This is a genomic window from bacterium (assembly GCA_036382775.1).
Lineage (GTDB): Bacteria > Hydrothermota > Tepidihabitantia > SM23-42 > JAOAFX01 > DASVHD01.
In genome coordinates, this window is record DASVHD010000010.1 from 1 (window position 1) to 26,259 (window position 26,259).

The following is a 26,259-nucleotide window of genomic DNA, read 5'->3' on the forward strand; positions in this document are numbered from 1 at the left end:
TCCTTTTCGATGACCCGGTTTTCGCGCGTATGCTAAAGGCCATGATCATCCTGGGCATGGTTGTGGCGCTGTTTTTTATTGTTCCCAATCTGTTGCTGGTTATCTATTTGAGGAGCAAAAAGATCAGGCAGGCGATGCGGAGCTAACAATGGTTCCGAAGGTGTAGTCGCAGGCTTTAGACTGCGCAGTAATTTATTAATTTCGTGTTTAGCGCAACCTGAAGGTTGCGGCTGCATTCATTCTTAAAATTCTAAATCCGAAACCCTAAATCCTAAATAATTTCAAAATACTAATTTTTAAATTCAAAACCGTTTTGAACATTAGGATTTTGGATTTCGAATTTGTCTAGGATTTAGAATTTAGATATTCGTGCATTTTATATTTTGAAAAATATCGGTTTCCTTTTTTCAAACCCGCATACTGCCTTGAACCCGAACGACCGGGCGAACTCGTATCCTTCCTTGATCCCTTTGCCCAGGTCATCGACTTTGTGGCAATCCGAACCGATGGCGATATTTTCCACGCCGGCTTCTTTTGCCATGCGCATGAACATACCTGATGGATAGAATTCGTCAACCCGGCGCAGGCCAGCAGTGTTTATCTCCAGAGCCAGGCCCTGCTGCGCCATTTTTTTAAAGATCACGTTCAGCCGTTCAACCGGCAGTTGCCGCATCGCTTCTGCCCCGTAATACCCGATGCCGTATTTCTTATAGACGTCGAGATGCGCGAAAGTATCGAAGAGTCTGCTTTCAACCAGGGTTTCCGCCAACTTATAGTATTTTTCCATCAAGCGCGCGGCATCGTGCTTCGTGAAATAGCCTTCATATTCCCGGGAACTGTCGATGCATACGTGCTCAAGGCAATGGATCCCGGTAATCAGGTAATCAAGTTCCAGATCTGCGGTCATGTCCCGGAGACGCTTCTCCACGCCCTCAAAGAAACCGACCTCAAGGCCGAACCGCACGATCAGGCCGGACTTCCGGTATTTATCCTTGACCCGCCCGACCTCTTCCTGCAGGACTGCCAGCGATGTCGGCGACAGGGGCAGCACCTGCCCGTCCAGACGGATGACATTATCATTTCGCTTAGGATCAAGTTCGCAGTGATTGGTAAAGCATATTTCGCTCAAACCCAAATTAAGGGCGCGCCGGCAATAATCATCAAGCGAACCCTCGGCGTCGCTCGAATGGACAGTATGGATGTGATAGTCGATCACGACGCGTTCTTGCCGTTCGGATCCTCTCTCACGATCCGGTCGCGGCTCAGGATCACGTTCTCTTCCAGTGGCACGAAACGATCGGCTTTTTCCTTAAGGTCGTACGCCGTGTTCTCCGGGAACGAAAAGATCTCTACCCTGCGGTTCTTGCCCTTTATGAATTCCACGAGCGGAACAAAATCCCCGTCGCCCGATGCCAGGGCGACGGTATCGACGTGGTCGAGCATGCCCAGGATATCCAGCGCCATGCCCATGTCCCAGTTCGCCTTTGCCGAACCGTCGGACCGTGTGCGCACGTCCTTTATTTTCACCAGATACCCGATCCTTTCCAGGCTCGAGGCGAACGGTTTCACGTCACCATCGGGCGGCTGTACGATATACGCGTACGCCCGGACCAGCGTCCGTTTGCCCGTGATCAAACGCATCAGCTTCTCGTAATCGACCTTTGCCGCGTATCCCATCCGCGCTGAATAATACAGGTTCTGGGAATCGACAAAGATCGCGATATTCTCCTTCTTTCCAAGATCGAGCGATTCAATAAAAGTTTTCAACGAACGGATCTCTTCATATAGTTTATTACAGCTTTCCCTGGACTTTTCAAAATATGACTTGATATCGTTCATGGTTTGAAAAAATGGATCCAGTTTTTTGCCGACCACATCGTCGATCCTGGAATCGATGTCTCCGGCATCATGCCCGGTTTGACCCTGTTGCTCCGGCTGCGCGGGCTGCTTATTTGATTCCATATTTCCTCCTGAAATTCACTTGTCCAGCGGCACTGATAAGATGCTGACGGTTATTCCAGATTGAACTCGCGCCGTTTTGCCTCCGGCAGGTACCCGTAAAGCGAAGGCTGTGAACGTTCCCCCGGCGCGTTGGTCCAGATCAGGGTATACTCGTTCGTACCGCGGATATCAACGAATATGAATTTTATTCCAGTATAATAATCCCACTGTTTGTAGGGCTTTGAAACTTCAATATCAATGGTGCCTTCTTCGATTTCATCCGGCTCCCCGTATCTTATATAAATGCGCCCGCGGTCGGTCTTGTATCCCGGCTTATTCCCTTCCTTGTATTTTTCACGGGCATATTCGAACTTGTCGGCAATGGTATAGTAATTACGCCTGCTCCAGAATTTCTTTAGATAGCTCTCCTTGCCGGCTTTGTCCAGTGCTTTAAAATAACCGTATTCCTTGGCGGATACAAAATACTCGATCTCCTCATAATAAGGCAGGCCTTCGTAGCTGACCGGTTCAATGACCTGACGGCGGATCTTGAAAGGGATGCTCTTTTCCCGAACCCACTGCGCGCCGGAGTCCGATACCGTCACCTTGAACAAATAAGACCCGGCGCCCAGGTTCTGGATATTCAGACCGGCGTTCACCGGCTGCGTGCGGTACGTTTTTTTCACGCTCTGCGAAACACGACGCAGCGCCTTGCCGCTGGAATCAATGATCTCGTACGTGACGACGAGAGGCTGACCGGTGGGATCTGGTTTGTAAAGCTCAAAATAGACGAAAAGGTTCTTATCGTTTTCCTTGAAAAGATGCGAGGGCCGGGGCACGACCCTGAGATCGCCCTTGCACAGGTATCCGCTGCTCGTGTCCTTCTTGATCGCGCTGGCCAGAAGCACGCTGCTGAACGGGTACGCTTCCCGGTCCACGATCAGGCTGTCGACAACCGCACCCTGGTTGCCGCCGGATACAATGTTTACCTCGTACTGGTAGGAACCTTCATTGACGAACATCCCGAACTGCACGATGAATGCCAATTCCTCCTGTGCCGCGGTCTTAAAAGAAACGATGCCGAAATCGCGCTTAAGAACATCGGTCAGCGAATCCTGATGCACGCGGTCAAGCATTTTGAAACGGATCTCGACGCTGGCCGTGATCTGGCTGTCGGTCTCGGCGTAATCCAGATCCTGGTACGGTATTTCGCAGTTGAATTCCGCGTAAAAAACTCCCTGCGGGACCGCCTGCACGCGTCCGGTCGAATCCTGCAGCGCAACCGGCATCTGGAATATGACCGGGTCAACAAAAAAATTCAATGGCGCAGCGGCCAGGAATATCAAGAGCACCGTCATATGCGTTCTCCTTCCTGACTGATGAGATTGTACTCACCGAACCCGTGGCGGTCGTAAAAAATGAACCGCAGGTTCAGCTTGTAATAATACCAGACCTCATAGGGTCTGGTCGAAAGCTCGTACGGTTTTGACTGAACTTCATCGGGCGCGCCGTATTTCACATAGATCCTCCCCCGGTCACTGTGCCATCCCCGGTCACCAAAGGAAAAATGCTCGTCGGCGTAAGTGATGCGTTGAAAATATTCCGTCTCCTTTTCATTATTCGACGTGTTGGGCGTGGGATCGTATTGTTTCCAGAACAAAATCCACAGGGAATCCCGTGCTTCCTTATCCGCTTTTTTCAATTCATCGATCTCCGACGGCGTCGCGATGTATTCGAGCTGGCTCACCCTTAAACGCCACGCTTTCTCATCCCGGTAGAACGGACGCGACACCTTAATAGGAACGACCAACTCGTCGGCTTTCTTGTTTTTGGTGAACAAAAGGAATTTAAGGAAGTATTCGGCGATCGGCAGTTCGCTGACGCTGATGACAAGGGAATCGTTATAGATCTCCTTTTTCAGAATCGAGTGGTGGATATCCCGGTCATAGAACCTGACCGTCATGCTGTCCGCCTCCCCGTTCTTGTTCAGGACGGTGAAATACACGGTCACCGTATCCGACCGCGCAAACCAGCGGATATTTGAGAGAAAACGCGCGCGCAGGATCTTGGCTTTCACGGCGAATATTTCATAGGCGTACAGGTCGATCACGCGAAGGCTGTAGTTCACCGCTGCGGCCGGTACCAGGATTATGATCGTGTCCTGGATATCCGCGCTGTCCAGGGTGACATTCCTTTCCCAGTAATCACCGGCGACCTGCGTATTCTTTTTGTCGTAAACCTGGAGCTGGATCTCATAACGGCCTGAAAACACGCTGTCGCGGAAGACGTTCTTGAGCTCATCCGGTGATATCGACAGGTAAATGCCGAGCTCGCTCGTTGAATCACTCAGGGGTATCGTCACGTTCTGGTATTGAACGGCCAGCAGAAATAAAAGGCAGATCATCGTTTTCTCCTTGATGCATGGATATTGAACACTTCACCCAGCGCGCTCGAGATCGTTCTCACAAACCTCACGCGCAGCCCGGCCCTGACATGGGGCGGGATCATTCTGAAATCCTTTTCATTATCCTGCGGCAGGTAGATCCTGCGGATGCCGGCGCGCTTTGCTGCAATGACCTTTTCTTTTATGCCGCCGACCGGCAGAACGCGGCCGGTGAGCGTGATCTCACCCGTGAACGCGGTGGCGGGATCAATGGTCTGGCCGCGGAACAACGAGGTCAGCGACATCACGACCGCCAACCCGGCTGACGGCCCGTCCTTTGGGATCGAGCCCGATGGTATGTGGATGTGGATATCCTGATCATCGACTGCATCATCGATGCCCCAGGCGCCGAGCCGGGTCTTCAAGAATGACAGTCCGGCCTGACACGATTCTTTCATCACATCGCCCAGCAGTCCGGTCAGGATCAATCCCCGTTTCCCTTTAATTCTGATAGATTCAATGAATATGATCTCGCCGCCGGTCGGTGTCCAGGCAAGACCCGTTGCCACTCCGATCTCACCCCGGCGCGCGGCGATTTCGGCAAAGATCTTGGGCGGCCCCAGGAATGTAGAAAGGTTTTTCTGGGTGACCCTCGCACCGCGTTTTTTGCCTTCCGCGATCGACTTGGCAACCTTACGGCAGACCGAACCGATCTCGCGCTCGAGGTTCCTTACGCCCGCTTCTCGCGTGTAATTACCGATGATGCCCTTAAGCGTGGTCTGGTCAAACACGACATCCCCGAGTTTCAGCCCGTTCTCCTGTATCTGCCGCGGGATCAGGTATTTTTTCGCGATCTGGAGCTTTTCCTCCAGGATGTACCCGGGCAGCTCGATGATCTCCATCCTGTCCTTGAGCGCCGGAATGATCGGATCAACAATATTCCCGGTGGCGATGAACATGACCCTGGAAAGATCAAAGGGGACTTCGAGATAGTGATCGGAAAAAGAATTGTTCTGTTCCGGATCAAGGGCTTCGAGCAGGGCCGACGACGGGTCCCCGCGGAAATCAGTGCCGACCTTGTCGATCTCATCCAGCATGAAGACCGGATTATTCGAACCGCAGCCTTTCAACGATTGGATTATCCGGCCCGGCAGGGCTCCGACATAGGTGCGGCGGTGACCCCGGATCTCCGCCTCATCACGGATCCCGCCCAGCGATATCCTGATAAATTTCCGACCCAGCGCCCGGGCAATGGATTTGCCCAGAGACGTCTTCCCGACGCCGGGCGGTCCAATGAAACACAGGATCGTGCCTTTGGAATCCGGTTTCAGCTTCTTTACCGCCAGGTACTCGAGGATGCGTTCCTTGACCTTTTCAAGGTCGTAATGGTCCTCATCAAGGATCTTCTTGGCACGCCTGATGTCATTATTATCCTGAGTCGACTGGGTCCAGGGAACCGACACGAGCCAGTCAATATAAGTCCTTGACACCGTGTACTCGGCAGCTTGCAAAGGCATCTTGGCGAGCCGGTCGAGTTCCTTGAACGCGGTCTTTTCCACGGTCTCGGGCATCCGGGCTTCGGTTATTCGCTTCCTGAGTTCCTCGATCTCCCTTGTGTGTTCATCGCTTTCACCCAGTTCTTTCTGGATCGCTTTCAACTGCTCGCGCAGGTAAAACTCGCGCTGGCCTTTGTCGAGCTCGTTCTTGACCTGGGACCGGATCTTTGCTCCCAGTTCCAGGATGCTGATCTCCTTTTGCAGCAGAGGAATAAGCTTGGCGAACCGGTCCTTCGGATCAACGGTCTCGAGCAGGGCCTGCTTGTCGGGAAATTCGAAATTTGTATAGCTGGTCACGAAATCCGCGAGCCGGTCTGGATCTTCGATGTTCATGATGATCGCGCCCAGTTCGTCGGGCAGGTAAGGGGCCAATGACACCAGCTGCTGGAACATGGTCACGACATTGCGCATCAACGCTTCCAACGCCATGGTCTTTTTGTATTCATGGGCGATGGTCTCGATCTTGGCCTTGAGATAAGGCTCGGCCTGGGAAAAACCCGTGACCCGGAACCGTTTTAACCCCTTTACCAACAGCCTGATCGTGCCATCGGGGAACCTGAGCATCTTCGTTATCTGAATGACGCAGCCGATCTTGTAAACCTCGTGCGGTTTCGGCTCTTCGATGTCGGGGTTCAGCTGCGTTAGGGCACCGGCGAGCTTGCTGGTGGTCAGTATTTCATCGATCAATTTTGCCAGCTTTTGCGTCTGTATGATCAGGGGAACCGTTTGTTCCGGAAATACCACGCCGCCTTTGATCGGAATGATCCCCAGTTCGTCAGGAATGGTTACTGCTTTTTCTTCCATGTATTCCTTATTATTCTTTCCGATCGATCAGGTCAATCACCGTCGACCGGCACGACGTGCTCCTTTACCACGGGGACCACAATGATCAGAATACCGTTGTCATAATGGTACTGGCATTGCCGCGCTTGCACCGGCACGGGAAAGTCGATGCGCCGTAAAAAATAACCATAGGGTATTTCTAAGTTATGATAGGTACAGTGTTTTTTCTCCATGGCAGCCGGTGATCTTCGCACGCCGTCGATAAGCATGCTGGTCCGCGATATCCGCACGGTGGTCTCGCCAAGCCTGATCCCGGCGATCTCAATACTGATTATCAACCTGTCATCCGCCAGATAGAGATCATAAATAGGTTCCCAGTTTATTAACTCCCGGTTAAAGAAAACATCGCTATCCATGCTGAACATGGTGAGATCCGCGGCCGACGCTCCGGGTAATTCTTTCGGGAAAACGATCCTTAACCCATCCTTTTTAGTTTCCCTCATTTTTCCATGCCGTTTTCGGGGAAGCGTGTTTTTCATCTTTTTTGTCCGTTTCATCCGGTTAAAGTATAGCACAAAAACCGGATCTGTCAAGAATATCCGATGGCTCATCATATCGTTTAGAGTCTTGACAAGGCATAATTATTTATTATAATATACAATAATAAGAAGATCTATTTTATTGTAGCGATATGACGACTTAAGTCTTATGTAGAATCATGATCGTTGTATTGACAATATAAATATTTCGGCTACAATAAAAATTACGCTCATTAACGTACGTATTGTTGTTGGAAGAATATTTTCATTAATATACAAAATAAAAAGGAGGTGATGTCATTAACATTACCATAGTGAACAATCTCCCTGTCATGACAGGGAGATTGAAAAGAATTAAACCTTAAATGAAGAAGGAGGAATTTATGAGGAAATGTTTAGCATTGATGTGCGTTGCCGTGTTCCTGTTTGCCGCGAGCAAGGGAACGGGAACGGTCACAACTACCAGGGTTGCCCAGCCAGCCGTAAATGAACCTGTACAACCGGTAGTCACGGTCGAACGGACCGGATCCTATCCAACCCAACCCGAAGCGTCCAAGAGCTATTTCGTCCCCGTAACATACGGCAACGCGACTGAAATTTCGTTCTCCAACGGGATCGTTTTTAACACGATAAATTTAGGTAAAAGCGGCGAGCCTCAGCTGCCCGAAGACCTGAAAATAAGCTATCAGGATAATGAAAGCGGCTACTATATTATCCAGTTCAGCGGGCCGGTTTATAAGGCCCAGCGCGACTGGATCCAGTCAAAAGGCATCGACATCCATTTCTACATCCCGAACTATGGTTTTGTCTGCACTATTAACAACAAAGCGCAAGCCGATGAAATCAGGGCTAATCCGGCGGTCAACTGGGCCGGTATTTACCAGCCGGCGTACAAGATCTCAACCTTGTTTGACCGGGAAGGACAGGAGCCGAGCGTGGTGATCCTGCTGTTCCTGGATGCCGACCTTAATTCGACCTTGAATGAAGTTCGCGCGGTAACCAGCCGCAGCGAATTCGAGGTTTCGGACAACGGCATCAACAAGATGATCTTCGGCGTGGTCAACAAAGACCAGCTGCACCAGCTGGCGCGGATAAAAGGCGTGTACTGGATCGAACCGGACCTGGAAAAGAAACCCCTTAACCAGCAGTACCAGTGGGTGGTCATGACCGGGTACCGGGCATCGGTTCCGACCGGTGATGATAACACCGCCCGCCGCATGTGGGGCATGGGGATCATCGGCCAGGGCGAGATCATTGGACATGGTGATTCGGGCATCAACACGTCTCATTATGCCGCCCGCTCCGGCAGCGCGGCGATCACGACCTGGGGCGTTTATCCCGCGCACAACGCCATTGTCGCGTATGATTCAGGATCCCTATCAACGATCCTATGGGGAGATATCAGTCCTTACCATGGATCCCATACGTCAGGCACGATCTCGGGCGATGACACAACTCATGCCACTTCCTACTATGACGGTATCGCTAAGATGGCGAGGATCTACCATAATGACTGCGGCGGTGCAAGTTCGACCAGTATCTACACGTTCGGCGACCTCAATGACCTCTTCATCCGGTCGTATAACAAATATTACGCGTCGAACGGCATCAGAGCGTATTCCCATTCCAATTCATGGGGTGCATCGGCCTATGGCGCCTACACCGCGACATCCCTGGCTTCTGATCAGTTCATGTGGGGACACAAGGACTACTGCATTTTCTATTCAATGGGAAACGACGGCGGTCCTAACACGACCGTCGGCGCGCCGGCTTCGGCAAAGAACGTCGTATCCGTGGGCGGGACTTCCAACAGCACGTCCTGCCGGACTTTCTACACGGTATCCAGCCGCGGTCCGTGCGCGGACGGCCGCATGAAACCGGATATATTAACCCCGGGAAGCGGCATAACTTCTTCCATCTCGGGCACTGCTACATACGGCTCGATGAGCGGTACGAGCATGGCATGCCCGGGTGCGGCCGGCTCTGCCGCCCTGGTCCGTCAGTATCTGAGAGAAGGCTGGTATCCATACGGCAAGAAAGTCGCCGGTGCGGCGTGGTCTTATATCAGCGCGGCAATGATCAAGGCCGTTCTGATCAACTGCGCCGATAACGACATGACCGGCTACACAACCCCCAATAACAATACGGGCTGGGGCAGGATCGACCTCGACAGCGCTTTATATTTCAACGGCGACACTCGCAAGACTATGGTCTTTGACGACACGATCGGCGTTCTGACCGGCGAACGTGTGGAATACCATTTCAACGTTCCATCCGGCGCGGCGAACCTTAAGATCGCGGTGGTCTGGACCGATTATCCGGGCACCCCGTCAGCCAGCCGTCAGCTCGTCAATGATATCGATGTCACGGTGTTCGGTGACGGTACGACCTATTTGGGCAACGTCTGGGCAAGCGGCCAGTCTACGACCGGCGGTTCCAGGGACAGCTTGAACATCGTCGAATGCGCGCGCAGAAACGCGCCGACCGCCGGTGACTGGCTCGTGCGGATCGAAGGCCGCAATGTACCGCTGGGTCCCCAGCCGTTCGCGCTGGTCATCAGTTACAACGCGACCTCGGTCGCCGGTGCGGTCACGACCGATAAACCCGTGTACCGCGCTAACGACTTCTTCATTGACACGGTCAGGGTCAGGGTCGAGGACACGAATTACGGCACAGTCGGTGTTCGCGACACGGTCCGCGTCACGATCCATGGCAAGTACATAGAAGCCGCGGTCGAGACCCTGAAGTGCGCCGAGTTGGCCGAGAGCGCCTACGTTTTCAAAGGCTCTATCCCCCTGCTCTTCCACAAACCGGTCCATGGCGACAACCGCGTATCGGTCTGCCAGGGTGACACAGTAACCGTTACCTATGTAGACGCCAGCCCATCTTATACCTGTTATACCTGGGCCGCGATCGACGCCGACTACTTCATCATCAGCAATGTTCACTGCGAGAATATCGACGCTTTCTCGGTCGATGTATGCTGGACCACGAACGACAACAGCACGAGCAAGGTCTTCTACGGCACCAACCCATCGAACCTCAACCTCACGGCTCAGCTGGATACTCCCTACATGATACCGCATCGGCTAAAGCTGACTGGGTTGTCCTCCAAGACCACCTACTACTACGATGTCGAATCCAAGGACTTCCGCGGGAACCTGGTGCGCGACAACAACCATGACGCGCACTATTCGTTCACGACCAAGGGATCTGCCGGCACCGACGTGCTCGTCGTTCTGTTGAATTCCAATTTGCAGGGCGAAGAGTTCGCGCATCCGGAATTCCTGCAGACGGCATTGACCGCGGGTGGCTGGACCTATAACTGGTGGAACACCAGGGACAACGGCCAGTTCACGCGTAACCAGCTCAAGCAGTACAAAGCGGTCTATTTCCAGGTCGGACAGGAGAACTATCCAGTCTGGACAGTGGCCCAGAAGGAAACGATCAAGCTCTACCATGATGGTGGCGCCCGGTTCTCCATGACCGGCCATGACGCCGGATGGGACCCCTGGGCGAACTCACCGACCGCGGATACTCTGTTCTGCAAGAACTACCTGCATTTCCGCTACCGCGGCGACATCGTCGCCACGACCTGGACGACATTATACGGCATGCCCGGCGATCCGATCAGCGGTGCCTTTACCGGCGGCGTCACGTATCAGCCGTTCCGACAGGGCGCGGCCGGCGATTCGATCCTGCTTTCCGGCACCGGCGCGGCCGGGACCGGATCGTTCGTCTGGCACGGCAATACGGGCGGCGATTCCTGCGCAATCAAGTGGGAATCAACGAATAACATGGGTTCGCTTGGTGACGGGATCTGGGGCGGATATCACACCCGGGTCGTTCATAACGGGTGGGAGATCACCCAGATCGACACGACCATTCCGAACAGCGCGACCAGAGCCACGGTGCTTAATAACGTCTTTATCTGGCTGATCGGTCATGATCATCCGGATGTGACCCTGACCTCGCCAGTGGGAGGCAATACCTACACGACCAGCCCGATATCGATCGCGTGGACCGCGACTGCCTATGGCGGTACGACCATAGATTCTACCTGGATCGAATACTCGCCGGACGGCGGCCAGACCTGGTTCACGATCGTCGCGGGCACGGGCATAACCTCGCCCTACTCCTGGAACATCACGTCCCTGAGCAACGGCGGCAAATATCAGGTTAAGGTGACGGTCAGCGATGGCGGCCTTTATCCATCGATGAAGGGCTTTGCCGCGACCACAAACTTCACGCTCAACCGCACCGGCGGCGACCTGACCGGACCGGTCACGATCCCTAACTCGATCGTCATGCTGGCGAATGCCAACCCGAAGATCGTTACGGGCGCGGCCAGCGACACCCTCGTGAGTTTCACGGCCGTGATCAGCGATTCCGCGACCGGCTTGAGCACGATCGGCGCGGCCCGCTGGTTCATTGCGGGATACGACACGTTCAACTGCTACGCGAATGACGGCTCTTATAACTCGGTACTTGAGACCGTAAGGGGCGATATCCGGATCTTCTACCTGCCCGGAACCACGGACATCTGTTCGCTCTACGTGCGCGGACGGGATAACGCGGCAAAAGCTCTGAACTGGGGTATCTGGTACATGCGGACATTCACGCTCATTGACGGCGGTCTGGGCATCAACGTCGATGAGTTCGGCACGATCATCCCGTTCTCCTACGGGCTATCGGTCCCGCTGCCCAACCCGTCGGTCAACCACATCAAGATCGCGTTCGCACTGCCGCATCCGAAGAAGGTCAAGCTGAACGTCTACAATAGCGTCGGACAACTGGTCAAGACGCTCATTGACGAACACCGTGCGCCCGGCGTTTACAACGTGGTGTGGGACGGCACGGATGACAACGGGCGTTCGGCCGCTGCCGGCATCTACTTCTACCAGTACTCGACCGATGAATTCAAAGACACCAAGAAAGCGGTTCTGATAAGGTAACGACAAACACAGCACTAAAACCGCCCCGTTTTAAACGGGGCGGTTTTTTTTGTCAACTTGATCGTTTTCACAAACGTATTACTATTGACAATACGCTGGAATATGAATATTATTCTTTATTATCTTTATTATAAGGAGGTATTATGAAACTTTACAGATTGCTGGGTTTATTTTTTTCCGTTTTGATCTTTCATTCACTGGCACTGGCATCCGCAACTCCCAATTTGATCCCCGTAAAGACCCTGCACAGTCAAAATATAAAGCGTGATCTTCTTGACCAGCGTAACCCCGGCGACACGATATTTTTCGATGATTTCGAATCCGGAGCAGTTGGCTGGACATCAATGGACATGGTCATCTCGGATACTTTCTGGCACATTGATCTTTTGAATGCTTATGAGGGCAACTCCTTCTGGTGCGGCACCATGTCCTTGCCCGGCTGGATCAATCCCAACTACGGTTACGGCGATGAGTGGGCGCAATTTCTGGAATCGCCCTCGATCGATCTGGGCAGCGTGACCGGCGATACCGCGCTGCTTACATTCGCTCACCGCCCGTCCAATGAGAGCCCGTCAGGCGGTTATCCCGGCGATCAATGGGACGGCTGGGACTGTATCACGGTATGGATATCCACTGATGACGGTACGACCTGGACGACGATCGAACCCGATACGATCCACTGGCCGAACACCGCTTACAATATCAGGGCGGCATGGAGTTATTACTATAATTATCTAGCGGGAGAATTCGACTCGGTCCCGGGCTGGGGATGGGGTCCGAATATGTCCTGGAGCGATGTCGGGTTTGACCTGACCCCTTATATCGGCGGCACCGTCAGGATACGGTTCACCGGTTTCTCTGATCCGGCAGAATCCGACCAAAGCGGCTCAGGCTCATACAGCGGTATGTGGAACCTGGACAACATCCGGGTATACGACAATCTTGACAATACCTATTTTTATGAAAACGGCGAGAATGGCATGGGACAATGGAGCGCTCATCCCACTAATCCACTCGGCGATTACTGGCATCTTACCACCCTCAACTCGCATAGCCCCACGTATTCATACGGATGTTTCGACTCGTTAACGGGCCAGTTCCCCCTGACCGGCACATACTGCGCTCTTGTTTCGCCGTATTTCGATCTCTCTGACGTCTCCACGGGCGAACCATGCGAACTCGATTTTTACTTAAACTACGCTTACCTCAATCCGTATGGTGACGACGGCTACAGGATCGAACTGAGTTCTGATAAAGGCGCGACGTGGTACAACGCGACCGGTTATTATTATAACGGCAGCACGAACGGTAACTGGGTAAGTTTCGGCCAGCAATACGGTCCCGTCATTCTCGACGACCTGGTGGGCATGGACAGCATCATGTTCAGGATCGTGAGTTGGACCCACCGCGTCAGCACGCCTGGCAGCGGGCTTTTTGTTGACGACTGCATTATCACCGGCAAGTACATCGAATTCCCGACGCCCGATCAAGTGCTCATCTATGATGACGACCTCGACGCCCAGGATGTCTACGGCTTTGGCTGGGAAAAATACTATGAGAGCTCGCTTGCCAATATCGGCTACCGGTGCACGCGGATCAGCGAAGCGGACAACGGCGTCCCCGATTCCCTGTACCTGCGGCAGAACGGCATGGTCATCTGGAACCTGGGACCCAAGGGCTGGAAATATCTCCCCGAGAACCCCATCAACGACGCCGCTCTGCAAAATTTGTTCGGTTACTTGAGGATGGGCGGCAAACTGCTCCTTGTCGGGGAGGATTTCCTTTACAACAACTTCCCCTGCTATTTTGCCGATTCGATCCTGTTGATCACCGCGGTCACGAACGACATTGGCTGTGACAGCGCTGTCGGGATCAGCGGCGATCCCATAAGCGACGGACTGAACTGCCCGATCGATTTCAACCACCTTAACGGCAATAATTACGGCCTGGACTATACTGACGACGTTACCACCAGTGCCACGCCGGTATTTCTGAACAACCGCTCGTCAAATCCTTCGATGCTCAGGACATCGGCCGGCGCTTACCGCGTGGTCTTCTCTACTTTCCCGATCGAGGCGATCACGAGCTTCCAGCTTCGCGATACCCTGATGAGCCGGATCATCAACTGGATAGATCCGTACCCGCCGGCGCCTAACGTCATCGCCGCGGTACCGCATCCGCCGACCGGCATCACGGTCTCCTGGCATCCCAATCAGCCGCAGGACCTCGCAGAATATCATGTTTACGGCGCCCACGCTTACAGCGGCCCTTACAGCCTGATCGGCGTAGCGACCCCGTTGGAGACCACCTATACCGACACATTGGTCTTGCTTGATTCCACTTATTATTACGGCGTAAAGGCCTATGACTGGTCAGATCAGGAGAGCGGCATGTCAAGGATCGTCAGCACGATATACCAGGTTGGCGTTAAAGAAGATGTGTCCCGGACGGTCAAACCGTATGTCACCAATTTCAGCGCCCGACCCAATCCGTTCCACGCCCGGCTTGACATCATGTACTCGCTTTCCGGCAAACTGAAAACAACGCTCAAGGTCTATGACAGTGCCGGACGGATGGTGCGTGATCTGACTCCGGTCTTCAACGCTCGATCACAGAACTACTGCGTTCCGTGGTCAGGCACGGACATGTCGGGTAGAAACCTGCCCGCCGGCGTGTATTTCATACAGCTTGACGCCGGCGATGTTAAATTGACCGAAAAAACGGTCCTGTTAAAGTAAGAGCCGGGAGGAAACATGAAAAAATTGACTATATTGATAATCGCAGTTGCGCTTACAGAGATCGCCTATGGCAGCGCCGGCATGCTTGAACCCCTGGCGACATTGTACGGACCATCTAATTACGGCAAAACCGTGATCAGCGGTGTTGACATCAACGGCGGCGGCGCTGGCGACATTGTCGTAGGTTCTTATTTTGACGGACCGGGATACGAAGGCATGGTCTATGTTTATTTCGGCGAAGGCTTCGACACCATCCCGGACCTGCGCTTTAAAGGAGAAACCGGTTTCAGCTTTTTCGGCGAAGCCATATCCTTTTGCCCGGACCTCAACGGCAACGGCAGTTCGGAACTGGTCGTCGGCGCGAGGCTTTATAACGGCGGAGTGGGCAAAACTTACGTGTACTTTGGAGGAGCAGGGATCGACACGGCGGCTGATCTGACCCTTGTTTGCCCGACCGGCAGCCTTGAGCAGTTTGGATTCGCGGTCGCGTGCGGCAACCTCACCGGCACCGCGTCACCGGAGATAGCGATCGGCGCTCCCTGCTATTTTGACGGCTCGAACAACACTGGCCGGATCTATCTGTTCACCGACGTCAGCGCGGCTGGACCCGCCGATACCCTGATCTTTGCGGGTGAAAGCGGGACCGGGTCGGACGAGCTCTTTGGCTCGGCGATCGCCACTGGACGGATGGACGGCAATATCGATGCCTGGGATGATCTGCTGGTGGGCGCGCCAAGCGCCTATTATTCGGGAGGCAAAGCATACCTGTTCTACGGAAGCCCAACCATGGACATCAACCCGGATCTGATCTGGCAAGGCGGGTCAGGGGAGATACTGGGCGCCTCGGTTGCGAGCATCGCCGATATAAATCACGACGGCATGCAGGATTTCGCCATCGGTATTCCGCAGCGCAATAGCGGCCGCGGTGCATGCTATATCGTTCTCGGCAAAACGTCGCAGGATACAACGCCGGATTATATCCTGAACGGGGATCTGGACGGCGGCAATTTTAGTACCAGTATCAGCGCGGTCGGCGACGTTAATAACGATGGGTATTCAGATCTGGCGGTCGGCGCAAAAAATTACAACAGCGGCGTCGGCAGAATATTCCTGTACGCGACCGAATTTGATACTGTCTATGAAGCATACGCGGACGCGCCCGATCCGAACAACAGTTTCGGCGTTTCTATTGCCGGCTGCGGGGACTTGAATGGCGATGGTTTCGACGATATCATTGTCGGTTCGGATGGCAGCACCGGGCGAGCTTATATCTATCGGGGCCGCGACGAATTCGTGCCGCCGGTGATCGACAGCGTCACCGCTTTAAGCGACACGGGATATTACGGACCGTTCGTAGTTTCGGCATACATTTACGACTCGACGGGCATCTCGAGAGATTCGCTTTACTGTAATGTCAACGGCGCTGGTTATGTCCCCATGGCGCATGACAGCGTAAACGGCCAAACCTTCTTCTTCCACATCCCGGAACAGCCGCCGCCGGCTTACGTGTCAACAACGGTCGAATGGTATCTCATGGCCCGGGACAACAGTTATCCCAGCATCAATCTCACGTGCTCGCCTCCCCGGGGCGCAGCATCGCCATATTCGTTCCAAATATTCGACCGGGCCGGGCCGGTGATCACCAATACGACCGTCTGGGCTGATACCAGCTTCCTCGGACCATACCAGATCTACTGCAACGTGACCGACGCTTCCGGTATCAGCCTCGTGAAGCTGTGTTTTTGGGAATCTCCAGGCCAGCAGCACATCCTGCCGATGTATCCGACCGGCACGCCCAGCCAGTACTATGCGTCGATACCGGTGCAGAACTACGGCCGGATCATCGCCTACCGGGTTGAAGCCCAGGACAGTTTTGCCATGCCGAACATGGGTTATGACCCGGAAGATTACCCGACCGGCTATGCATTCATCATCGGACCGGTCAATCCCGCGTTACTGCTGGTTGACAACGATAACGGCGACACGATGGAGGTCTATTATAAAAAAGCGCTCGACTCCCTGCAGGTCAGTTATTTCACATGGCCGGATTCCTGGGGTTCGCCGCGGAATCTTATGGGCGACAATTTTCCCGTCGTAGTGTGGTTCACCGCCCAAAAAACCTCTAATATTCTCATTGCGAAAGACCAGGACAGTCTCGCCGCCTTTTTCACGCGCGGCGGGAAGCTTTTCATATCCAGCCAGAACCTTGGCGAAGATATCGGCGCTACTTCTTTCTACCAGAACTACCTGCATGCCCAGTTCGATTCGGGCATGATCACCGAGATGCGAGCCATCACTGTGCCGGGCGATTCGGTCGGCGATATCTATAAAGATACGATCTCGATCGGCGGGATCGGCGGCGCCGACAACGCCGATTCTAAGGACCGGATCTTCCCCCTTGCCGGCGCCGATTCGGTGTACCGCTACCGGCAGATAGGCGGCAGCGCAGCCATCAAGTACAAGGACGCGGCCACTGGTTACCGGGTCGTTTATTTCGCTTTCCCATGGGAGGCGATCGACGGTACGCCGGTATTGTTCGCGCAGCGGGGACCCGTAATGGTCAGTGTGCTCAGATGGCTCGGCGTTATCCCCGGCGTTGCGGAAAATAACCCGGGTGTTCCCGGACCGGTGTTTGCATTGAACCAGATCAAACCCAATCCGTTCAGTATCCGGACCCGGATCCAATATTCAACGCCTGCCGAAGAGCACGTTTTCCTTAAGATCTATGACCTGAGCGGCCGGCTGGTAAGGGACCTCTACTCAGGCAAGGTCAAACCAGGAACATACTCCTGCACCTGGGAAGGAAACGACAATGCTGACCGGCTGGTACCCAGTGGTGTGTACTTCATCATCTATGAGAATTCGCAGGCCCGGAAAAGCCAGAAGATCGTGCTGACGCATTAGCGTTTGAAGGCTTGACAAGCGATAGAATGTGCCTATAATTTTATAATATAGGTATGAAGGTAAGGGCTACCCTTAATTAAATAAAGATAAAGGGTAGACTTAAATCTTTTTATTGGATCAGTTCTTTGAAAAATGAACATAAATATCTTAAAAAGGAGGTGGTGTCCTTAAGCCTGCTAAAAGTAAGCATGTGGTCAGGAACAATGGATCGTAGTGATACCATTGAATAAAGCTAAAAAAGAAAATCAAGGAGGTTGTTTATGAAGAATACGCTTAAATTAATGTTCATGCTTCTTCCCCTGGTGCTCTTAGCTGTTCCGAGCAACTGGAAAGAGGTTAAGACCTTCACCCAGCCGGACGGATCCAGTTTCCAGGCCAGGCTCATCGGTGATGAGCATTATCACTTTTTTGAAGACCTGGAAGGCCATACGATCGTTCAAAACAATAACGGCTGGTATACGTACGCAAAAAAAGATAACGGCTTGCTGTCGCCGACCGAATTCATCGTCAACCGAAGCGCGCCGCCCTATGAAACACCGATTAGGCCTTCAGCCGAGGTGATCGCAAAGCTCCCTGAGAATAAGGATAAGGTGATCAATACCTGGCTGCCATCGGTCATCGCCAATGAGAACAAAATAAAGCGCCTGGGGAAAGAAAACGCAAGCAATGAGGAAAAAACCGGGATCCTGGCGTTGACCGGGCAGAACGCGCTGATTTGCCTTTTAGGCGCATTTAGCGATTCGGGGTTCGGATGGAATGCGGTCGGACAAACGCCGGCTGCGAACCTCGAGAGAAGGCATTTCATGGGCATTGCCTTTGGCGACAGCGTCCCCCCCTATGTACCAGATACATCGGTTTACTCGATGAACAACTATTACTGGGAAGCGACCTACGCCAAGTTGAAATGGATGGGCGACGTCGATTCGATCAGGAGTTCGGGCATGACTCGAGCGGCAGCTAACACATCGACTACCACGTATATTTCAAACGCATGCACCGCGGCAAATGCCTATGTCAATTTTGCAAATTACGACCTCGATAGTGACGGCGACGTCGACCAGTTGTTTGTCATCCATCCCGGGTATGGTGAGGAGGAATCAGGCAATACCGCTGACATCTGGTCTGCGTCATACACCGGTTCTTTTGGGACATATGACGGCAAACTGGTGAACCGCGCCGTCGTTATCCCCGAGAACGCGAAGCTCGGCGTTTTCTGCCACGAATTGTTCCACCAGTTCGCGTCCGCGCCCGACCTTTACGATTACGATTATGACGGCAACGGCGTCGATGTTTTCTGTCTTATGTCTTCAGGCTCATGGAACGGCAACCCGGGCGGCGCCTATCCTTCACATATGTGCGGTTACCTGAAATATGACTGCGACGGTTCATGGAGCTCGATCGGCGGCTGGCTAGGCAATGCAGCGGTCCTGGACTCGGCGGAATTGACGACCTGCGGGAAATACAACATCACCCAGCTGGATTCCCAGCCCGGAACCGCGCTGAACTATCCGCGCGTGATCATGGTGCAGAACACCACCCTGCGCTCCGTGGGTGAGCTGTTCTTCCTGGAGAACCGCCAGTTGACCGGCCGGTATGAAAGCAGCCTGCCGAGAAGCGGTCTTGTGATATATCACCGGGACGGCACTGACATGTCGGGCGCGCGTTATAACAATGGTCCGCCCGCTTACCAGTATTACCGGCTGTTCACGGAACGCAACCTCTTCGATCCCAACTGGTACTACTATCTATCATCAGTGATTACCGGTAGAGATACCGTTAAATACTCACCGAACGACTTCTTTGCTCCGTTTGCCGCTGATTACGGGTACGCCAAGTTCGACTCCACAACGATCCCTAATTGCGGAAGGAACACGCGCTCGGGTACGACACCGGCTGGCTGGGGACCTTCGGTCACAGGCATAAGCAAAACAGGTTATAATATGTCCTTTTTCTTGAGCCGCATGACAAACACAGGGTCCCTGGCGGCAATAAGCCTTAATTCCTACGTCATAAAGGATCCGGTCACTTCCGGTACGAATAACGGCGCGGACAACCTGTTCAACGCGGGCGAGACAGATTCCTTGATCCTGACATTCTACAACAGCGGCGCGCTTGCGACCGCGGTCCAGGAATCATTGTATACCAGCGATCCTTATCTAACGATCGTCCCCGCGGCGAGAAAGACGATCGCCGCGTCGATGGCAAATAATTCCTATGCCAGCGACGCTTCAAACCCCTACGTGGTCCAGGTCGGCTTCAACACGCCGCCCAACTACACCGCGCAATTGAAATACAAAGTATGGGCTACGGGCTACGCAGATTCCGGAGTGCTGTGCATCCCGGTCAATGCCACTAATATCGCCTGGAGATTCAACTTCAGCACGGTAACCCATCCCGATTTCAAACCGCTGGCAATATCAGTGTATAGGGACACGATATTTCTATCGGATGGCGATTCACTGCCGCCGCTTGCGGGTTCCTGGCGCTTATACAAGTTCAGTCCCACTGGCGCGCTCATTACTTCTGCGGCGAATCCCGGCATGCGTTACAATGGTGCCTGTGATATCGCGGCTGACGGAAATATCTACTGGTCCAACGGCGATACCCTTATCCAGACGACCAGGACATTGACCACGGTCACTCCCAAGGTCAGGCATTACAATGTCGACTGGGCTAACGTGCAGATCAAACGGGTAAGAGGCGTAACCTTCCCGCCGAGATATGCACCCATCAACTATATGAACGATTCCACTTTTGTCTACTGGCACGTCTACTATCTGGCAGACGGCGTTACCGGGTTGTTCGAGGAATCGCTCCGGGTCGAATCGAGACCGGCATCAGCCGGTACCGCGCTCAGCCGGGGGAAGTGGGTGATCCCTGAGGGAACACTAGCCCCCCAGGATCACTGGCGCAATGGCCGGGGTATCGAGCACGACGGCTGGCGTATGTGGCGCATCTGTCTGTTCACCAACGAGATCTACCGCGGACGCGCGCCGGCCAGCGCTTCGACATCGATCGACACTTTGCTTACCATCCAGAACCCGAACCACTGGGGCGTGTATCCGGGCTATGATATTGATTTCCAAGGAAAGAATCCCTTACTCGCCCTGGATACTATGTTGCCTTACAGCCGCGGCAACAAATACTATCTCTGGACAACGAACATCGAGAATTCCGAGGTCTTCAAAATCGACGTGACGACCATCGTCCTGCCATCGGAAGTGTCCAATGTCACGGCCGTCAGTATGGGTGGCAGCAGTGTCAAGGTCAAGTGGGATAACAAGAATTACTCGACCAACCCTGACTCCATCGAAAAGGTGGAGCGATACATCGTGTACCGGACCACCGCTGTCGGAGCGCTCGGCGACAGCGTCGGCTATATCACGGCCTCGGGTTCAGGCGTGGCATCGGATTCGTTCATGGACGTGCTCCCCGGCCCGGTCGAGGCCGATTACTGGTACCGGGTTTCGGCAGTGAACTGGCACGGCTTTACGCCTGGTTACTCGATCTCAGCCGGACCGATCGTGGGCATCGAGGAGAACCCGGGCAACGTCAAACACCATAACCTCTTCTACGACATCGCCCCGAGCATCACGGGCAGACGCCTTACGCTGCAGTACGAAGTGGCGCAGGATTGCAAGGTCACGCTTAAGATCTACAGCACGCTGGGCGCGCTCATCCGCACGGTGGCAGCCAGAAAACTCACTCCCGGCAAATACACGACCATATGGAACCTGACCGACAACCAGAGCCGCCGCGTCGCCAACGGTGTTTACTTCGTGAAATTCGAGACCGATCAAGGCTACGAAAGAACGCAGAAACTCATCCTGAATAAGTAACAATGGTAGATTACTCAGCGCTCCCCGCAAGGGGAGCGCTGAGGGTCACAGAATTGGCGTGCGATCGCCTAAAAGGAAACTTTTTGATCATTTTCATATGAAAAAATATCTGGCATTGCTGATAATCTTTGATTCATTTTTACTCGGTCTGACCATAGACGTTCCGGTCAGCATGACAGACTATGAAATCGAAACCCGCCTGGGTTATGACCGCATCACGGTCAAGAGCGCAATAACCGCCGGCAATCCGGGTGCTCCCGAGATCCCGGTTCTAACTTATTCTTACTGCCTGCCTGTCAACGAACGCGCGCGTTCCGTGAATATCGTCGAAGAGGTCTGGCAGGATATTGCCGGAACATATTACCTGTTCCCCGAACAAGCCGCCACGTCGATCGAGGAACCCGAGTCGTTCACGCTGCCTGACCAAACCCGGTACGATTCTGACGAATGGTATCCATGCCAGACCATTATCGATCAGTCATCCGGCAACCTCCGCGGGTACCGCATCGTTCAATTTTCCCTGGCGCTTTTCCGGTACCAGGGATCGGGCAGAAAATTGCAGCGGCTCACGAAGGCAAAAGTGATTATTGAAACCAAACCAGGCGGCGGCATTGCGCCTTTACGGCAGTCGGCCTGGTCAAAAGCTTTTTTTGAATCATTCGTCGCTTCCCTGACGCAGAATAAACCATTTGCCCCGTCTTCGCGCATCGCCGCCAACCCTGAAGACGCCGCGCCGGCCGAGCTCCCTTCCCTGCTGGGGCCGCCCGTGGACCTCCTCATCATCACCACCGAGGACCAGGTTCCCGCCTACGAAGAGTTCCAGCATTTCAAAAAGCTCTTTGGGTTTAACGCGGTCTTAAAGACGATGACCTGGGTCAAACAGCATTATACCGGCATTGACGATGCCGAACAATTGCGCAATTTTATCGCCGACGCCGTTGAAAAATGGGGTGTCAGCCAGGTCCTGCTGGGCGGCGATGTGCCGGCCATCCCCACAAGGTTGGTCTGGTTCGCGCCGCTTATGGGCCAGTATCCCATGCATATCGCGACCGACCTTTATTTCTCGGACCTTGATAATGAAGCTGCAGGCCAGGGAACCAGCTGGAATTTTGACGGCGACGATAAATTCGGCGAAGTTGAAGATTCGATCGATTTTTATCCCGACGTTTTTGTCGGTCGGCTGCCCTCCACGTCCGGACATCAGGTCCAAAATTACTTATACAAGCTCAAGCATTACCTGTCTCCCTCCACTGGGGCCGTGAAATCGTGGACCGACAAGGCGCTCTTCATCACCTCTGATTTTTACACATCGAATGATGCTTATAATATGGCAACGCGCCTGCGCGCGCACGTGCCACCGGAGTTTCATTCCCTGATCATCAACGAGCAGCCGTTGGCCGCGGTCAAGAACGAGATCTATAAGCCGTATGGCATGATAAACCTGCTGGGCCATGGCGACATCAATCAGGCACGGATCCGCACCAACCCCCGTGAAAATATGACGACCTTTTTCTGCGACTCGCTCACCAATATTGCCTATCCGCTCATGGTCATCATTACGTGTTATTGCGGGCCGTACGAGGTCGATTGCCTGGGTGAACACTGGGTCGTCGGCGATACGATCGGCGGCGGTGTCGGGTTCATAGGTCCTTCCAGTTCCAGTTCTGCCTACGACCACGAGGCGTTCACCATAGCGCTTTTTGATTATCTCTATTCAGATACGATTGGTCATCCGCTCCTGGGCGCGGCGCAGGCATTCCAAAAGATACCGTACATCGCTTCGTCGCAATGGTACAATTGGAAAAGAGTTTTTCAATTCTCGATCAACCTGCTGGGCGATCCGGCGATCCCGGTCTGGGACACGCTTGCCTCGCGCTTCGCTTTGGTGGCGGTAGCGCCGGAAACATTGCAGGTCGGTGCCGATACCATTGCCCTGCTCGTTAACCCTGCCACGACCTTTGCCGCGGTCCTATACAAAGAAAACGAAGTATTTATCACGGACTCGGGCAGTTCCGGCTTTATCCAGATACCGGTCAAAACGATCTCCAGCGGCTACTTGAAATATTCCATTATCAAGCACGGTTACGTGACCCACATAGACTCTGTCTTCGTAAAACCCGCGGGTCCCTGGGCGGTCTATGATACCAGCCGGATCGTCGATTCCCTGCATAACGATAACGGCGTCATTAACCCCGGCGAAGACATCTTCCTGTATGTTACGCTGAAGAATACCGGTGGGGCGATCGCCCAGAACCTCTGGGCGCGCATCGCCTGTTCCGATACTTTCATAACCATGATCTCGGACAGCACCTCGTATCCCAATATATTGCCGGGCCAGACCGGAGAGAATATCATCCCTTACCATTTCCTGACCGCCTTTTCCCTGCCCGACGAACATTCGTTAGACCTGTGCATGACGATAAATTATACGAGCACTGCTGGTGCCGATACATTCCAGGTGGAATGCTCGTCCCCGCGCATCAGGCTTTTCAAACAGTCGAGCTCGTATTGCGCCGACACGATCGCGATCATGCCGACGTTAGAGAATGCCGGCAGCGCGCCGTCGGATTCATTAATCGCGCAGATATCGGCCGTCAGCGCCGATACACTGGTCATGCTCGACAGCCTGGTCATCTTCCCGCCCATGCAGCCCGGCGCCATCGTTTCCCCTTATCCGGATTCGTTCAAGGTGCTTCTCGCTTATCCCGGCGTACCCGAATATTTCATGCATCTAAAGTACCACGGTGAGCAGATCATGAATCAAAAGATCACGCTGGCAGTGCCTCCACCGCCGGATTCGGTCTGGGCATGGGGTAAAACCCACTCCATTGTCGTGGCCAACACCCCTGACCCGGCCGTATTTGGCTACCGGATCTACCGTTCCACCCAGGAGATTGGTCCATATACCTTTATCCGCAACCCGCTCAATTCAACCGCCATGTTCGAAGACTTCACGGTCCAGGACCGTACAAAATATTATTATTTTGTCACGGCGGTCGATTCTTCGATGAACGAAAGCGGCAGTTCTGAAACGACATGGATCTGGACCAACCCGCAGTTGAAACCGGGTTGGCCGACAACGGTCTATGGATACCAGTTCTCGTCGCCCAATTTTGGCAACATCGATCCGGCATACGCTGGTCTTGAGGTCGTGGCGACCGCGAAAGACGGAGGGCTGTACGCATGGCATTGCGACGGCACTCCGGTCACCGGTGACGGCAGACTGTACCAGGCCACGGGAGAGATCTGGTCGTCCCCGGCGATCGGCAATATTGACAACAGCGGCACCCTGGAGATCGTTTTTGCCGTCCGGACGTGGTCATACGGTAACCTGTATGCCGTCGACAACCAGGGAGAAATTCTGCCGGGCTGGCCCAAAGTGCTATCCTCGATCATATCGTCGCCGGTGCTGGCGGACATTGATAACGACGGCGACCTGGAGATCTTTGTCTGTACCGAAAGCGGAGAATTATATGCGTTCCATCATAATGGTCAGGGCGTTTATAACGCGAGCGGTCTGCTCCGGCAGCTGTACGGCTGGATCGGCGGCACGCCCGCGATCGCCGATATCAACAATGATAACTTCCTTGAGATCGTCGTACCCGGCGGGGAAGACTGCGATTCGCTTTTTGTTTTCACCCATGACGGCATGAATCTACCGCCCTTCCCAATACCCGTCATGCGCCGCATGGTTTACTCGCCGGTACTGGGCAATATTCTGGGCGATGACAAGCTTGAAATATGCGTGTATTCCGACTCCAGCGACTATGTGCATTTCATCGATGCTTCGGGCAGCATCCTGTGGCAAAAGCAGATCAATTACCTGGGGGACGTGGAAGCGGGTCCGATCTTTGCCGATCTTACGGGTGATGGACATCCTGAGGTGATCTGCGGCAACAGCACAACACTCCTGGCTCTGGACTCGCTGGGCAATGAGCTCCCGGGATTTCCTCCCTTTGAGGACCATGACTACAACCTGCCCATCGTCGCGGATCTGGATGGCAACGATCTCATGGATATTACCTACGGTTCGACCGAATGGAGCCTTTTTGCCAATACCAGCACTGCCGATCCCGTGCCCGGATTCCCGATCAGCATGGGCAGCTATGTCGAGTCGTCGCCGGCAGCGTATGACATCGACAATGACTCCTGTCTTGAGCTCATGTCCGGGGCTAACGGATTCAAATTTTTCGTATTCGATCTGGAGGGCATTAACTTCGAGTGGCCAAAATTCCGGTATGACCAGTACAACACCGGCGCCTACCAGTCCGGCCATCTCCAGGTGGAAACCCCCAATACCTGGCCCGATCACGATGGCGCGCAGATCTCACTCAGTGTTTTCCCCACACCGTTTTGCGGTTCATTGCGAATAACGCTGGTCTTCCCCAGTGAAGAAGGCGCCCAGCCGGCAGAACCGGTCCTTTCCATCTACGACGTAACGGGCCGCCTTGTAAAGCACTATAGCCTTTTAACTAATCATTCATTTAACCAAATAATCTGGTCTTGTACCGACGATGCTGGCCGCGAAGTACCGGCCGGGATCTATTTTATACGACTCCAAGCAGGTCTCAAGACATTGACCGAGAAAACCATTCTGCTGAAATAACAGCTGTTTTGCGCA

The 26,259-nt window shown here is 53.7% G+C and carries 11 protein-coding genes; 5 read left to right on the top strand and 6 right to left on the bottom strand.

The window, feature by feature from the left end; genetic code table 11:
* Nucleotides 1–376: 376 nt before the first annotated feature.
* The 6 genes from VF399_01810 to VF399_01835 are packed head-to-tail and all read right to left on the bottom strand — an operon-like array spanning nt 377 to nt 7,166.
* Nucleotides 377–1,216, bottom strand: a complete 840-nt coding sequence (locus VF399_01810; protein ID HEX7319075.1) for a histidinol-phosphatase — start codon at nt 1,214–1,216, stop codon at nt 377–379.
* Nucleotides 1,213–1,962, bottom strand: coding sequence for an NYN domain-containing protein (locus tag VF399_01815; protein HEX7319076.1), 750 nt, complete (start codon nt 1,960–1,962; stop codon nt 1,213–1,215). Before VF399_01815 ends, VF399_01810 begins: the two co-directional genes overlap by 4 nt.
* 50 nt (nt 1,963–2,012) lie before the next feature.
* The gene (locus VF399_01820) at nt 2,013–3,299 is read right to left on the bottom strand and encodes a GWxTD domain-containing protein (protein HEX7319077.1); all 1,287 of its coding nucleotides are present in this window, start codon (nt 3,297–3,299) and stop codon (nt 2,013–2,015) included.
* Complete coding sequence (locus VF399_01825; GenBank protein ID HEX7319078.1) at nt 3,296–4,345, bottom strand: GWxTD domain-containing protein; 1,050 nt, start codon at nt 4,343–4,345, stop codon at nt 3,296–3,298. Before VF399_01825 ends, VF399_01820 begins: the two co-directional genes overlap by 4 nt.
* Nucleotides 4,342–6,684 (bottom strand): endopeptidase La, encoded by a 2,343-nt coding sequence (gene lon / locus VF399_01830; protein HEX7319079.1) that lies wholly within the window; start codon nt 6,682–6,684, stop codon nt 4,342–4,344. The genes VF399_01825 and lon overlap by 4 nt, the downstream gene beginning before the upstream one ends.
* A gap of 32 nt (nt 6,685–6,716) precedes the next feature.
* Nucleotides 6,717–7,166 carry an Hsp20 family protein gene (locus tag VF399_01835; GenBank protein ID HEX7319080.1) on the bottom strand — a complete coding sequence of 150 codons (450 nt, stop codon included), beginning with the start codon at nt 7,164–7,166 and terminating at the stop codon, nt 6,717–6,719.
* A gap of 419 nt (nt 7,167–7,585) precedes the next feature.
* Between VF399_01835 and VF399_01840 the strand changes: the two genes are divergently transcribed.
* From VF399_01840 to VF399_01860, 5 genes are all read left to right on the top strand, one after another.
* Nucleotides 7,586–12,157, top strand: coding sequence for a S8 family serine peptidase (locus VF399_01840; protein HEX7319081.1), 4,572 nt, complete (start codon nt 7,586–7,588; stop codon nt 12,155–12,157).
* A 143-nt stretch (nt 12,158–12,300) separates the two neighbouring features.
* A complete protein-coding gene (locus tag VF399_01845; GenBank protein ID HEX7319082.1) occupies nt 12,301–14,895 on the top strand; it encodes a T9SS type A sorting domain-containing protein in 2,595 nt (864 codons plus the stop codon).
* Nucleotides 14,896–14,910: 15 nt separating this feature from the next.
* Nucleotides 14,911–17,799 (top strand): FlgD immunoglobulin-like domain containing protein, encoded by a 2,889-nt coding sequence (locus VF399_01850; GenBank protein ID HEX7319083.1) that lies wholly within the window; start codon nt 14,911–14,913, stop codon nt 17,797–17,799.
* A 260-nt stretch (nt 17,800–18,059) separates the two neighbouring features.
* Complete coding sequence (locus VF399_01855; protein HEX7319084.1) at nt 18,060–21,638, top strand: M6 family metalloprotease domain-containing protein; 3,579 nt, start codon at nt 18,060–18,062, stop codon at nt 21,636–21,638.
* Nucleotides 21,639–21,735: 97 nt separating this feature from the next.
* A complete protein-coding gene (locus tag VF399_01860) occupies nt 21,736–26,244 on the top strand; it encodes a C25 family cysteine peptidase (protein HEX7319085.1) in 4,509 nt (1,502 codons plus the stop codon).
* Nucleotides 26,245–26,259: the final 15 nt, after the last annotated feature.

Bases quoted from the DNA above. Each gene is read 5' to 3' on its own strand.
- VF399_01835 (HEX7319080.1), bottom strand. From the start codon at position 7,166: ATGAGGGAAACTAAAAAGGATGGGTTAAGGATCGTTTTCCCGAAAGAA.
- VF399_01850 (HEX7319083.1), top strand. From the start codon at position 14,911: ATGAAAAAATTGACTATATTGATAATCGCAGTTGCGCTTACAGAGATC.
- VF399_01855 (HEX7319084.1), top strand. From the start codon at position 18,060: ATGAAGAATACGCTTAAATTAATGTTCATGCTTCTTCCCCTGGTGCTC.
- VF399_01845 (HEX7319082.1), top strand. From the start codon at position 12,301: ATGAAACTTTACAGATTGCTGGGTTTATTTTTTTCCGTTTTGATCTTT.
- lon (HEX7319079.1), bottom strand. From the start codon at position 6,684: ATGGAAGAAAAAGCAGTAACCATTCCTGACGAACTGGGGATCATTCCG.
- VF399_01860 (HEX7319085.1), top strand. From the start codon at position 21,736: ATGAAAAAATATCTGGCATTGCTGATAATCTTTGATTCATTTTTACTC.
- VF399_01815 (HEX7319076.1), bottom strand. From the start codon at position 1,962: ATGGAATCAAATAAGCAGCCCGCGCAGCCGGAGCAACAGGGTCAAACC.
- VF399_01840 (HEX7319081.1), top strand. From the start codon at position 7,586: ATGAGGAAATGTTTAGCATTGATGTGCGTTGCCGTGTTCCTGTTTGCC.
- VF399_01820 (HEX7319077.1), bottom strand. From the start codon at position 3,299: ATGACGGTGCTCTTGATATTCCTGGCCGCTGCGCCATTGAATTTTTTT.
- VF399_01825 (HEX7319078.1), bottom strand. From the start codon at position 4,345: ATGATCTGCCTTTTATTTCTGCTGGCCGTTCAATACCAGAACGTGACG.